General features: G+C 62.3%; 13 protein-coding genes. 8 read left to right on the top strand and 5 right to left on the bottom strand.

All coding sequences use genetic code 11. The annotated features are described in order from the left end of the window. The first annotated feature begins 38 nt into the window (after positions 1-38). From ACP3TE_RS13645 to ACP3TE_RS13635, 3 genes are all read left to right on the top strand, one after another. On the top strand, positions 39-878 hold the full coding sequence (locus tag ACP3TE_RS13645; protein WP_332498461.1) for an alpha/beta fold hydrolase: 840 nt from the start codon (positions 39-41) through the stop codon (positions 876-878). A 48-nt stretch (positions 879-926) separates the two neighbouring features. Beyond that, positions 927-1,304, top strand: coding sequence for a hypothetical protein (locus ACP3TE_RS13640; protein ID WP_332489177.1), 378 nt, complete (start codon positions 927-929; stop codon positions 1,302-1,304). Positions 1,305-1,584: 280 nt separating this feature from the next. Further along, positions 1,585-1,878 (top strand): DUF4287 domain-containing protein, encoded by a 294-nt coding sequence (locus tag ACP3TE_RS13635; protein WP_332489176.1) that lies wholly within the window; start codon positions 1,585-1,587, stop codon positions 1,876-1,878. 397 nt (positions 1,879-2,275) lie between these two features. On the opposite strand, the gene ACP3TE_RS13630 is transcribed toward ACP3TE_RS13635, so the two are convergent. Together ACP3TE_RS13630 and ACP3TE_RS13625 are read right to left on the bottom strand one after the other, a co-directional pair. Next, positions 2,276-2,863, bottom strand: coding sequence for a GNAT family N-acetyltransferase (locus tag ACP3TE_RS13630; protein WP_332489175.1), 588 nt, complete (start codon positions 2,861-2,863; stop codon positions 2,276-2,278). Positions 2,864-3,212: 349 nt separating this feature from the next. Continuing rightward, on the bottom strand, positions 3,213-4,544 hold the full coding sequence (locus ACP3TE_RS13625; RefSeq protein WP_105657682.1) for an NtaA/DmoA family FMN-dependent monooxygenase: 1,332 nt from the start codon (positions 4,542-4,544) through the stop codon (positions 3,213-3,215). A 155-nt stretch (positions 4,545-4,699) separates the two neighbouring features. Between ACP3TE_RS13625 and ACP3TE_RS13620 the strand changes: the two genes are divergently transcribed. The 5 genes from ACP3TE_RS13620 (at position 4,700) to ACP3TE_RS13600 (ending at position 8,320) form a co-directional block, all read left to right on the top strand. Then, positions 4,700-5,092 carry a MerR family transcriptional regulator gene (locus ACP3TE_RS13620; protein WP_426733908.1) on the top strand — a complete coding sequence of 131 codons (393 nt, stop codon included), beginning with the start codon at positions 4,700-4,702 and terminating at the stop codon, positions 5,090-5,092. Between the two features lie 594 nt (positions 5,093-5,686). Further along, on the top strand, positions 5,687-6,262 hold the full coding sequence (locus ACP3TE_RS13615; RefSeq protein WP_332594885.1) for a TetR/AcrR family transcriptional regulator: 576 nt from the start codon (positions 5,687-5,689) through the stop codon (positions 6,260-6,262). Next, positions 6,259-6,861, top strand: coding sequence for a GNAT family N-acetyltransferase (locus tag ACP3TE_RS13610; protein WP_332594886.1), 603 nt, complete (start codon positions 6,259-6,261; stop codon positions 6,859-6,861). Before ACP3TE_RS13615 ends, ACP3TE_RS13610 begins: the two co-directional genes overlap by 4 nt. Before the next feature lie 227 nt (positions 6,862-7,088). Next, positions 7,089-7,334: a hypothetical protein gene (locus ACP3TE_RS13605; protein ID WP_332594887.1), complete on the top strand. Its 246-nt coding sequence runs from the start codon at positions 7,089-7,091 to the stop codon at positions 7,332-7,334. Then, positions 7,331-8,320, top strand: a complete 990-nt coding sequence (locus ACP3TE_RS13600; RefSeq protein WP_402695929.1) for a Clp protease N-terminal domain-containing protein — start codon at positions 7,331-7,333, stop codon at positions 8,318-8,320. Before ACP3TE_RS13605 ends, ACP3TE_RS13600 begins: the two co-directional genes overlap by 4 nt. 102 nt (positions 8,321-8,422) lie before the next feature. On the opposite strand, the gene ychF is transcribed toward ACP3TE_RS13600, so the two are convergent. The 3 genes from ychF to ACP3TE_RS13585 form a co-directional block, all read right to left on the bottom strand. Next, positions 8,423-9,508 carry a redox-regulated ATPase YchF gene (ychF, locus tag ACP3TE_RS13595; protein ID WP_402695927.1) on the bottom strand — a complete coding sequence of 362 codons (1,086 nt, stop codon included), beginning with the start codon at positions 9,506-9,508 and terminating at the stop codon, positions 8,423-8,425. 72 nt (positions 9,509-9,580) lie between these two features. After that, positions 9,581-10,672, bottom strand: a complete 1,092-nt coding sequence (locus tag ACP3TE_RS13590; protein ID WP_105657584.1) for a 4-hydroxy-3-methylbut-2-enyl diphosphate reductase — start codon at positions 10,670-10,672, stop codon at positions 9,581-9,583. 100 nt (positions 10,673-10,772) lie between these two features. Beyond that, positions 10,773-11,966 (bottom strand): SH3 domain-containing protein, encoded by a 1,194-nt coding sequence (locus tag ACP3TE_RS13585; RefSeq protein WP_166650720.1) that lies wholly within the window; start codon positions 11,964-11,966, stop codon positions 10,773-10,775. Positions 11,967-12,043: the final 77 nt, after the last annotated feature.

The raw sequence follows: 12,043 nt of genomic DNA, 5'->3' as shown, positions 1-12,043 counted from the left end.
AGCCATCCTTGGATTCTGATAGCAAAGGCAGGTCGCGCATGGGAACGGTTGAAGCCAACGGTGTGGAGCTCGGTGCCGAATCCTTCGGCAGCAAAAGTGATCCATTGGTTCTCCTCATCGGCGGAACCACCATGCTTGCTTGGCCAGATGCCCTGTGCCAGGCTCTGGCCGCTGGCGGGCGCCATGTGGTTCGCTACGACCTGCGGGATTGCGGTGAATCAACGGCCGGGAACCCGATGAAACCCGATTACAACCTGCGCGATCTGGCCTCGGATGCCGCAGCGCTGGCCAGATTACTGGATAACCGTCCAGCGCATGTAGCCGGTATCGGAGTCAGCGGCATGATCGCGCAGATTGCGGCGCTGGATCATCCCAAATCATTTGGCGCCCTGACGCTGATAGGCACACGACCAGTAGCTCCCGGTCCGGTAGACAAAGATTTGCCAGATCATGACCAGGCAACCATGGGCAAGCTGTTGTCCCGCCCTATGCCGGATTGGGCAGACCGCGCGGCCGTTGCCCAATTCTCCGCCGAGGGTTCGCAAATTCTAGGCAATGATCCAGAAGTTGCCATGGACTTGGCCTCCCGCATCTGGGACCGTACGGCCAGCGCAGAGCCCGAAGCCCATCTGGCAAACCAGATCGGGATCGTCTTTTCCAAGCTGGACTGCACTCCGCGCTGGCGCGAGCGGCTGTCCGAGCTCGATATCCCCACCTTGGTGGTTCACGGTGCAAAGGATCCGTTTTTCCCCGTCGGCAACGGCATAGTGCTAGCCGAAGAAATCCCGAACGCTTCCTTGCTCGTCCTTGAAAACGCTTCAACTGCCATTCCGTCTTCGGCGATCTCCGAGGTAGCTTCTTCGATGCTGCTGCTCTAGGAACGTAGCGATGCAATTCCTAGTCACAGGGCAATATAGGCTGTCCCCATGGATAACCGACCTAAGCGAGTCCCAGGCGGAGAACTTCGACCTGCTGAACTAGAGCTGCTGGCCTTGCTCTGCAGCGGCACAGATGCTGAATCAGCAAAGGCTCGACAGCAACTGAAGTTTGCGCGTTGGGGCGGCTACCAGTTCAAAGAATGCGAGTGCTTCTCGATTTCCTTCACAAGCAAACTCGATTGCCAAAGCGTCCGGCATGGTGGTGGCCCATTCTCCACTGTTCTCGTTTCAAAAGATGGCAAGGAGCTGGGGCATCTGGATCTCTGGGTTGTTGCCGGATACCTGCATTCAGTCGATTACATGCCGTTTGAAGACGATCCCGGGCACCTGCCAACGGCGGAGAATTACACGTTGGAATTCAGCTGACGGAACTAGGCTTCAGCACTTGCGGGCAGCCGTTCTCCACTGTCCCGAGGCATGCGTCTTTACTTGCCTGCGGGTCATTTCAACCAGCCTGGTTGCTGCTGATCAGGGCGCCATCACTGGTGGCGATTAGACGCGGAAGGCCGCAAGGATGCCAGTCGTGGAGCACACCGTGGTTCTCGTGCGCTAGCCGCGTGGCATCCTCCGGCTACTACTTCTATGCGCGGCGTGGGATTAGGTCTAGTATTCGAGGCACCTATTCATGCCTTCGAGAGGTTTCTCCATGTCATTTCAAGCCTATCTGGACACCATAGAAATGAAGACCGGGCTCACTGCTCGCCAGTTGATCGAGATCGCCCGTGAGAAAGGCCTTAGCCAAGAAGGGGTCAAAGCAGCAGAGATTCTGGCATGGCTCAAGGAGGACTACCAGCTGGGCCGGGGCCACGGCATGGCGATGGTCCATGTCATTCAAAAGGGACCGACTATCGCTAGCAAGCACGTTGGATCCGGAGGCAAGCACAATGACGAATCAGATGTTCTGTGGCTCGACGGCATCGCAACTAAGCCTTCCAACTGAACCAGCCGAAAGGCAGGGGCTATAGTTCCGGCTCGGAATACTCGGTTCCAGTGTCTTGCCGTTGGTCGCGTACCGCAGTGATAGCGGATGTAGCAAGAGCAATTGCTATCGCGATCCAGAAGCTGCCAAGAGCCTCGGCGAGCGACCGGCCGGAAATCATGCAATAGCACGCAAGGAACAAGGCCAGCCCCAAAATCGAGATGCCAAGGTACACCGAGACTCGTAGCCAGGCTACCTTGGGAAGTTTCCTCATTCGATCTGCCTCCACTTCCCTAGCGCTCGATCCTTTTTCTTCCAACGGTATGTTGAGCTGTGGGGATATACAACATCGACCGTGAAAAATAGCCCGGGCTATCGCCAAGCCCGGTCATAGCCTGCGTAGGATATCGCTTGGGCGTCACCACGCCCGCCCGCGAAGGTCGACTTCACCTTCTGGCCAGGAAGCAAGCTGGGACTCGATGGGCAAAATAAGCAGAGGTTGGCCCGGCGGGTCGTAAATTGCGTGGCCTCCACGGCTAATCGAACGCTCGGCAGCGGAAATCCGAGTCCATCCGCACGAGCTGTAGAAAGCGGCCACCTCCTCGCGACAACCGAGATAGCCGAACGCAATACCGCCGGCATCAACCATCGATGAAGCCACGAGATTCATCAGGATCCCGCCTAGGCCGCGGCCCCGCGCGCGCTCGGAAACCAACACTCCACCCACACCTGCAACGACAAGGTCGCGGCCTCCCACACCGATCGTGCGTCGCGCCCACCCGACATGGCCGACAACCTCGCCTTTGCACCGGGCCATGATGTGGAAATCATGCGGGGCATAGCCATATGGCAGATCCGGATCCCAGATGCCGGCATCCCGCAGGTACTCGGCATCGAACAGTCTGCGAAGCTCCGCGGCATCTTGCTCTGCCAGTTCTGCGTGCGCAACAATCTCCAGCGCAGTTTCAAGTATCGTGGCTTCGCTCGAATCGTCTGCTCGCGTCAACGACAGGCCTCCTTTTGGATTCCGGTAACTGCTTCAAGTATCAGGGGTATGCGTGGGATATGGATTACTGTCTCCTGCCATATTTCCCTTGCCAGTATCCCGCACCTTCCGAGCTTCCGGGATGGCTGAGTCCAACGAAAAAGAGCCGGACCCGCACCAACGTGCGGATCCTGCCCTCTGTCTGGCGCAGCTCATCCAGTAATCAGCGTGGAACGCGACTATGCATTATCCCTGGACTCCACGAGGTTCCGGCACAGGCCAGCCTCTGCTCTCGCGACCTGCAATCAGACGAGCGGCGCGACCAGCGGCACCCGCACGAGCGAGTTCGCAGGCATCCGATCAGGCGTGATCACTTCAGCCAGTCGCCGAGTCCGTACTGGCCGGGGACGCCGAGGTTCTCGCGCAACGTGGAGCCCACGTAGTCCTCGGGATAGAGGCCGCGTTCGCGCAGGATCGGCACGACCTCGTCGACGAACGCGTCAACGCCGTCCTCATAGACATCGGGCGACAGCCAGAAGCCGTCGGCAGCACCGGCCTCGAACCATTCCTGCAGGTGATCGGCGTGCACCGTTCCCGGCCCCACGGTCACGGGATGGTAGTCGATCACGCCGTGCGCGAGGATGTCGCGCGGCGACCACCCCTCGCGCGCCACCTTGAGCGCGATCCCGGAGCGCGGGTCCTGCGGCGAGGCGTGAGCGCTGGCCAGCTGTTCGGGCGTGAGCGGCTTGTCGATGCGCTCGGACAGGATCGGCACACCGATCATCGCGCTGAGGTGCGGCAGGCGCGCCTCCATGACCTCGCCTGACATCGACAGGCGCCGGTCGAGCCCTTCGCGCACCGTTGGGGACACTGTGGTCATGATGCCGACGATGAACTTCACGTCGTCGGGGTTGCGGCCAGCTTCCTCGGCGGCCCGGCGCAGCGCCCTGCGCGCAGCGCGAGCCTCGTCGATCGTCCACACCTCCGTGATGAAGCCGCTCGCATAGCGCCCCGCCAGCTCGAGCAGATGCGGGCTCGGTCCTCCCGAGGTGAAGACGACGGGCTGCCCTTGCTCCGACGGCGGCAACGCGAGCGGCCCGCGGGATGCGACGTACTCGCCGCTGAGGTTGATCGGCTGCAGCTTCGCGGGGTCGATGAAGCGGCCCGATTCCTGGTCCTTGATCCAGGCATCCATCTCCCAGCTGCCCCAGAGCGACTGCACGATCTGGATCGATTCATGGGCGCGCTGGTATCGCTCGGCCCGGTCCGCGACGGGCTTGCCGTAGTTCGACGCGACGAGCTGGTCGCTCGTCGTGACGGCGTTCCAGCCGGCGCGGCCACGGCTCATGATGTCCAGCGTCTTGAACTGCCGGGCCGTGTTGAACGGTTCCTGGAACGTTGTGGACCCCGTGAGCACGAAACCGATGTTGTTCGTCGCTTGCGAGATCGCGGCCGCCTCCATGAGCGGATCCATGATGTTGCTGACGGTCGAATGCTCCAGGCTGCCCCGCACGGCCGGGAAGTCGGGCGTGAATACGAACGAGAAGCCACCGCGCTCGGCGGCTTGGGCGTAGCGAATGTTCGCCTCGACCTTCGAGTAGTTTCCGGGGTCGACGTGCGGTGCCCGCCAGGCACCGGGCAGGGTGCCGTAGCCGTCAGTCAGCGCCAAGCCGAGAATCATCTTGCGTTGTTCCTTGTCCATGGAACCATCATCGAACATTGACATCCATGTAAAGGTCAAATTACCTTGCCTGCAGGTCCGCGGACTCTGGCGTCAAGGCCGATTGCGCGCAGCCTGCGGGCGGATTCGATGAGGGCTGCCGTGGCCGGGAGGCGGTTCCGACCCGTATCCTTGACATGGATGTGAAGGAGAACGGGAATGCGGATCGGCGAGCTGGCCAATCGAACTGGGGTGCCCACGCGCATGCTCCGGTACTACGAGGAGCAGGGACTCATCACGCCGCTGCGCTGGAGAACGGGTACCGCGACTACGACGAGTATCTCGTGGAGCGCGTGCTGAAGATCCGCAGGCTGCTCGACTCAGGGGTCCCCACCCGGATCATCCGCGACATGCTGCCGTGCCTGAACGACATTGGCAGCACGATCGTTGCCGATCCCGATCCCGAACTGCGCGCGATGCTCGTCGAACAGCGCGACAAGCTGGCCGAGCGCATCGTCCTGCTCCAGCAGAACCGCGACGCGCTGACGCGATACATCGACGCGATGGATCGCGTCCTCTGCGGGGCATGATCGGCAGGTCAGCTCCTTGCGCGCCGCGGGCAGTGGCCGCAGGGAGCTCAGACCGATACTTGAGTGCCCATGAACTCAACAGGTCCCTAATCGCGCTTCGGGGCTCCACCCAAGTAAGAGCTCTAGAGCGCACGGCGGAGTCCGACCGGAATGCCTCGCGGATCCGGCTCCCAGACAGTCGGTTAGATCGCCGTAACGCGGGGCCTGGTGCCTTAGCCTGCTTGCGGCGTTGCCCCATAAGGGAAATGGCCCATGCACCTTGAACGGCATCGCTAATGTGGAGGAGCTTTCCTTCCGGCGCTACTTCGTGATGAATCAAGGGCACGATGCAAAAAATCGCCCCCGGCTCCAAGAGAATCCGAGGGCGATTGAGACATGAGAATTGCACGTTGAAGCGGAACTCCACCGAGTTCCGGCACTACCAACCGCTGGGTGCCGAACCGGTGCCACGAATCAATCCACCGACCACCTGGCACCTCGCGGGCACCAGCCCAGGTCGAGCACAGAGTTGTGCCGTCTGCGATCGAAGCATAAAATGAACAGAAATTCATTGAAAGGATCTTCGTGCCGCGGACGACGGAACAGAATGAAGCGTTGCGTTCAGCCACACGCGCTGCTGTGGAGACGGCCGCCGTCCGGGTCTTCGCGCACCGTGGTTTCGCGGCCACGAACATGCGTCAGATCGCCGTCGAGGCGGGGATCAGCACTGGGTCGATCTACCGGCACTATGCGAGCAAGGAAGAACTGTTCGATGAACTAATCGATCAGGCCTCACGCGGGCTCGAGGCTGTCGCCGTTCAGCTCTCGACCGAAGGGGATCCGCTCTCCATGATCCGATCCTTCACCGAGGTATACGTGGCAGACCTCGCAGCGAACAACGGCGCGGCCGAGTTCTACATGGTGATCAACCAGGGCTTCTCGACGGACACTCCTGAGGGGACTGCGGCGCGACTGGCCGCAACGCAGGGGACGCTCTGGCGGGCCTTCGCCTTGCTCATCGGTCGAGGCCAGGCCGCAGGCCAAATCACCGCGGGAGACCCAACCCGAATGACTTCTCACTACTTCGCCATGCTTGCCGGTATAACGACGATGCACGTTGCTCTTCGGGAGGGATTTGCGGAGCCCGATGTCGAGCTGATCCTACGAATGTTCACAGGAGGACCCCGATGAAGATCGAAGTCGCGCGCGCAGACGAACTGGGTGAGGGGTATCGGCACAGGATCGCTGAAGTTCTCACGCAAGGGTTCGCCGAGGATTTCGCGTTCTTCTCCAAGGACCCCAGTGTGCTTGCCGACGCGTTCGCCCCGATGCTCATCCTGGAGCGCTTCCACGTCGCGCTCGTCGACGGCGAGCCCGCCGCGGTCGCGGTCGTCACCGAAGGCGAGCAGGAGTGCTTCGAGCCGGATCGGCGCGAGCTCCAGCGCGTGCTCGGTCCAATACACGGCATGATCAGCTATCGGATCATCCGCAGTCAATTCATGGGGGCCTATGGCGGTGCCCGCACCGGTCTGACGGAGATTGCGTTCGTCACGACAGCGCCGCAGCATCAGGGCAAAGGCGTAGCCACTGCGCTGATGCGCCGACTCCTGGAACTGCCCTCCGACGAGTTCGTGCTGCGCGACATCAAGGACACCAACACCCCCGCCCTCGGGCTGTACGCCAAGCTCGGCTTCACCGAAACACAGCGGCGACGCATCAAGTTCGCGAAGCGAGCGGGGTTCTCCGCGTATGTCTCCATGGGGCTCAACCGCGCTCAGGCTGATGCTTGAAGAGCGTCCGGGCTCGACAGGCCCGGAAGCGCGCTTCTGGGCTGTCCTCAAGTCCGCACTCTAGTTCGAAAATCTAAACTCCACCACGTCGCCGCACTTACCAACCTCTCAGTACCCGGCGAATCCCCGAAGCGTCGACCCTCTCCTGGCCCAGCGAACACCAAACTCGCCGAGCAATTAGGCAACCCAGGTTGACATCCGGCCACTTAGCAACATAGGTTGACGACATGGAGTCTCCGCGGATCACAGCAGTAGCAGCCGATACCAGCGACCCGAAAGCAGGATTGCGGGCCGTAGCGTCCTTGCGCGTGCTCGCTGACACCTTGGAACTCCGGCAGGTCGAGGCCGCGTTGCGTTCGGGCATGAGTTGGCAGGAGATCGCCGACGCGCTCGGAGTGACGCGACAAGCTGCCCACAAGAAGCACTCCAAAAGAATTGACCCCGCGATCTCGACACCCAGGAGGAACAGATGAACAAACTCGTCCGCGCCGCTCAGACCAGCCAATCGCTTTCCCTGGCCGCCATGGAGGAAGCATCCCGGCTCGGGCTCCGCGAAGCCGACATCGACCACCTGTTCCTCGCATTGGTCATCAACGACCAGTCTGCCGGCCGCGCACTGCGCGAGCTGGGTATCGACATTGACAGCGCCCGTCTCGCCGTCGAGGACCAACGTGATGCACAGCTGACTTCACTCGGCATCGAGGCGTCGTTCCCCGAGGCCGGGCGCATCGTGTTCCATGAGACGGATGGGTACGAGTGGACTCGTCGCGCTCGGGACCTCATCGCGAAATCCAGCAGCAAAGGCAAGTCGGGCGACGCTGCCGCCGTTCTCCGGGAACTCGTCGCAGAGCCCAGCGGCCTGATCACGGATATCCTCGGCCGCCTTGGCACGACATCCGAAGCGCTCATCGAACGCCTCGATTGGGCCGACTCGCCATCCATGAAGTCCATGCCCCTCGCAGCGAAAGTGAAGGGGCGGACCACGGGAACGATTGAGACTTTCGTATCCGCACCACTGGACGAAGTGTGGGCGTTCCTCACAGATCCCGCACGTATCCCCGAGTGGGAACCGAGCATCGGCACCCTCGACCAGACCGGTCAAGAAGCGACGCCGGGTACGGTCTGGGAGGGCACGGCACCCGCAATCTATCCAGACGGCAAACCTGTGAAGATCAAGCCTCAGTTTCGTCGACGCAGTGTTGAGCTCATCGCAATTCACCAACCGGACAGGATCGCATGGAGCTTTGGCTATCCCGACGTCGCGCAGGGTAATTCGATTCTGACTGAATTCACCTTGGCGAACGCGACCAGTGGCACACAGCTGCGGATCAGCAGGTGCTGGTCGCGACGCCAAGGGTGGCGAGGACTTGTCGCATGGCCGCTGCGTCCAGTCCAGAAGTTCCTGGTGTGGATCACCCTGTTCCAGACCGGCAGCGCGATCAGCCGAACATTTCGGTAGTCCCAGGCACGGCGACTCGCCTGCTGGTCGCACATAGATCAAGTGCCCGGATCTCCACAGGGAGATCCGGGCACTCGAGCGGGACATTGAAGCGGAACGCGACTACACGTTGAAGCGGAACTCCACGACGTCGCCGTCCTTCATGATGTATTCCTTGCCTTCGATGCGGGCCTTGCCCGCAGACTTGGCATTAGCCACGGAACCGGCGGCAATGAGGTCGTCGAAGCCGATGACCTCGGCCTTGATGAAGCCACGCTGGAAGTCGGTGTGGATCACTCCGGCAGCCTCAGGTGCGGTGGCGCCCTTGGCGATAGTCCAGGCGCGGGTTTCCTTCGGACCGGCGGTCAGGTAGGTCTGCAGGCCCAGGGTGTCGAAGCCGACGCGGGCCAGCTTGCCCAGGCCGGACTCGACGATGCCGGCATCTTCCATCATTTCCTCGGCTTCGTCCTCTTCCAGCTCGGCGAGCTCGGATTCGAACTGTGCGTCCAGGAAGATCGCCTCGGCAGGGGCAACCAGCTCGGAGAGCTTGGCCTGCATCTCGGTATCGGCCAGGCCAGCCTCATCGGTGTTGAACACGTAGATGAATGGCTTGGTGGTCATCAGCTGCATCGGCGCGAGCTCTTCAAGGTCCACGCCCTTGGTCTTCGCGGCGGCGAACAAGGTGATGCCTTCTTCGAGCACCTTCTGCGCGTTGAGCACTGCGTCCAGGAACGACTTCTCGATCTTCTTGGTGCGCAGTTCCTTTTCCAGGCGAGGCAGCTGGTTCTCGATGGTCTGCAGGTCCGCGAGGATCAGCTCGGTAGCGATGGTCTCGATATCCGAGGCCGGGTCCACCTTGCCGTTCACATGGATCACGTCGTCATTCACGAATGCGCGGGTGACCTGGCAGATCGCATCAGCTTCGCGGATGGTCGCCAGGAACTTATTGCCCAGGCCTTCGCCTTCCGAAGCGCCCTTGACGATGCCGGCGATATCCACGAAGGAGACGGTCGCAGGCAGGATGCGCTCGGAATTGAAGATTCCGGCGAGCACCTTCAGCCGCGAGTCAGGCAACGGCACGACACCCACATTGGGTTCGATGGTTGCGAACGGGTAGTTGGCTGCCAGCACCTGGGCACGGGTCAGCGCGTTGAACATGGTGGACTTGCCGACGTTGGGCAGTCCGACGATTCCGATAGTAAGAGCCACGGGAGGAAATTCTACCTTTTACTAGTGATGAGCGCGCAATGGTGTACTGGCGCTTGAATTCTTATGGAGAAATCAGGCCTGCGGGCGGGCGTGTCCGCCCAGGGCACGCTCCTCGTCCCCGGCTTCCTTGAGCTTTCCGCGGATTTCCTTGGGCAGCGAGAAGATGATGTCTTCCTGCGCGGTGGTGACCTCGGAAACGTCGGTGAAGCCGTACTCTGCCAGCAGCGCCACGACTTCGCGGACCAGCACCTCTGGCACCGAGGCACCGGAGGTCACGCCGACGGTGGAGACGCCCTCGAACCAGGCCTCGTCCACTTCGTTGGCGAAGTCCACGCGGTAGGAAGCCTTTGCCCCGTGGTCCAGTGCGACCTCGACCAGGCGGACCGAGTTCGAGGAGTTCGCCGAACCGACCACGATCACCAGATCCGACTGCGGCGCAATGTTCTTGATCGCGGCCTGGCGGTTGGTGGTTGCGTAGCAGATGTCGTCGCTGGGCGGATCCTGCAGGTTCGGGAAGCGCTCGCGCAGCCGGCGCACGGTTTCCATGGTCTCGTCCACGCTCAGGGTGGTCTGCGAGAGCCAGATCAGCTTGTCCGGGTTCTTCACCTGGACGGTGTCGGCTTCCTCGGGGTTGTTCACGATGGTGGTGACTTCCGGAGCCTCGCCGTAGGTGCCCTCGACCTCTTCATGGCCTTCGTGGCCGATCAGCAGGATCTCGTAGTCGTTCTTGGCGAAGCGCACGGCTTCGCGGTGCACCTTGGTGACCAGCGGGCAGGTGGCATCGATGGTCTGCAGGTTGCGGTCCGCCGCGGACTGCACCACGGCCGGGGAGACGCCGTGGGCGGAGAAGACCACCAGGGCGCCCTCGGGCACTTCCTCGTTCTCCTCGACGAAAATCGCGCCGCGGGATTCCAGCTCGGAGACCACGTGCAGGTTGTGCACGATCTGCTTGCGCACGTACACCGGCGGGCCGTAGTGCTCCAGCGCCTTTTCAACGGCAACCACTGCCCGGTCCACGCCTGCGCAGTAGCCGCGAGGAGCGGCCAGCAGGACCTTGCGCTCGGTGACCGTTGGGGAGGCAGCTGCAATCTCGGCCGGGGTGCGGCGCACCCGCGGGATCCGAGGCATTGACAGCGAGACCGTAGTGGAAGTGGAAGTAGCCATACCTCTAGTCTACGAAGTGCATGCAAGTTAGCCCATGCTCATATGATGCGCGCCACCCTCCGGGGACTGTGAGATCTGCCTCCGAAGGGTGCATGCCGGTTCAGCAGGGCAGCGAACTGGGCAGCAGCACCGGGGTGCGCACCACCGCGCCGGTGCCATCGGACCCGCGGTAGGCCCGGCACACGCCCACCGAGCGGGCGCCGAGGTTCGCCTTGATCTGGCGCAGCGCATCGGGCGAGAAGCCATACCACTGCATGTGCATCAGCACGGTGTCCCCGGGCACCGCGGCCGAGGCCCGCGAGATGGTGATCGACTTGGATTTCACGTCCCAGTCGCGGGTGTCGCGGGACCAGGTCCAGATGGCCATCCCGCGGCTGTCGTAGCCGCAACGCACCGAAGCGTCGATGGCTCCGAAAGGCGGGCGCCCGAAATTCGTGTGCACTCCGGAGCCGCCCAGTTGCGCACCGGCCTGCTGGCAGGACAGCGGGCGCAGATCCGGGTGGCTGATCGAATGGTTGATCACCCATTGGCCCTTGGCCCGGGCCAGCGCGGCCAGGTCCACGCCGTAGCGCGACTTGAACGAGCCGAGGCAATCGCCGGTGGGAGCGATCACCAGGCCGATGTTGCTGCTGGCGGCGTAATCCATCACCGAGGTGAAGGCGCTCAGCGTGCGCGGGCAGTCATCGAAGGTGAGCACCACCCTCGATGTCCGGTTGGGACCGGTGGACTGCGGTGCGGAGGGCGGCTTCGGATAGGTGGTCACGTAGCTGCCGCTGACCCAGCCGGTGTACCCTCCGTAACTGGCCTTGTACCATCCGTTGGAGGCGCGGGCGTAGGCGGGCACCGTCTTCCCTTTCGGGATGCTCAGCAGGACCCGGTAGCTGGTGGATGTGCCGGTGCGCAGATTCAGGTCATCGAGCGTGCGCACCGAAGCGGCGACCACGTAGTAGCCGCTGACGTACCCGGTGTACCCGTTGTAGCTGACCTTGTACCAGCCGTTGGAGGCACGCCCGGATACCGGAACCGAGGTCCCCGTGGGTATCTGCACCAGGATCCGGTAACTGGTCGAGGCGCCGGTGCGCATATTCAGATCCGCCGTGGTGCGCACCCGGACCGGCAAGTCGATGGATATGGCACTGGCAACGTGCACCGTTGCGGCCGGCACTGCCGCAGCCGCCAGCGCGGGCATCGAGGCCGCGGCGGAGAGCGGAATGGAACCGGCCAGCAAGCTGAGCGCTGCCACCCAAGTCCACCCCGAACGCGCAATATTCTTATTCCCCAATGCCCCACGCATGGCCCTGCATCCTTCTCGAGTGCTTCCCCAATGCTCAATAGTGTCCACCCGCACATTGCCCCTCGCAATGCCCGCAG

It is taken from the genome of Glutamicibacter sp. 2E12 (assembly GCF_050030965.1).
GTDB lineage: Bacteria > Actinomycetota > Actinomycetes > Actinomycetales > Micrococcaceae > Glutamicibacter.
The sequence above is the reverse complement of the archived record's forward strand: the minus strand, read 5'-3'. Positions and strand labels throughout refer to the sequence as shown.

Excerpts from the sequence above, each read along its gene's own strand:
- ACP3TE_RS13640 (WP_332489177.1), top strand. The coding sequence starts at position 927 with ATGGATAACCGACCTAAGCGAGTCCCAGGCGGAGAACTTCGACCTGCT.
- ACP3TE_RS13610 (WP_332594886.1), top strand. The coding sequence starts at position 6,259 with ATGAAGATCGAAGTCGCGCGCGCAGACGAACTGGGTGAGGGGTATCGG.
- ACP3TE_RS13585 (WP_166650720.1), bottom strand. The coding sequence starts at position 11,966 with ATGCGTGGGGCATTGGGGAATAAGAATATTGCGCGTTCGGGGTGGACT.
- ACP3TE_RS13645 (WP_332498461.1), top strand. The coding sequence starts at position 39 with ATGGGAACGGTTGAAGCCAACGGTGTGGAGCTCGGTGCCGAATCCTTC.
- ACP3TE_RS13600 (WP_402695929.1), top strand. The coding sequence starts at position 7,331 with ATGAACAAACTCGTCCGCGCCGCTCAGACCAGCCAATCGCTTTCCCTG.
- ACP3TE_RS13605 (WP_332594887.1), top strand. The coding sequence starts at position 7,089 with ATGGAGTCTCCGCGGATCACAGCAGTAGCAGCCGATACCAGCGACCCG.
- ACP3TE_RS13635 (WP_332489176.1), top strand. The coding sequence starts at position 1,585 with ATGTCATTTCAAGCCTATCTGGACACCATAGAAATGAAGACCGGGCTC.
- ACP3TE_RS13620 (WP_426733908.1), top strand. The coding sequence starts at position 4,700 with ATGGATGTGAAGGAGAACGGGAATGCGGATCGGCGAGCTGGCCAATCG.
- ACP3TE_RS13625 (WP_105657682.1), bottom strand. The coding sequence starts at position 4,544 with ATGGACAAGGAACAACGCAAGATGATTCTCGGCTTGGCGCTGACTGAC.
- ACP3TE_RS13590 (WP_105657584.1), bottom strand. The coding sequence starts at position 10,672 with ATGGCTACTTCCACTTCCACTACGGTCTCGCTGTCAATGCCTCGGATC.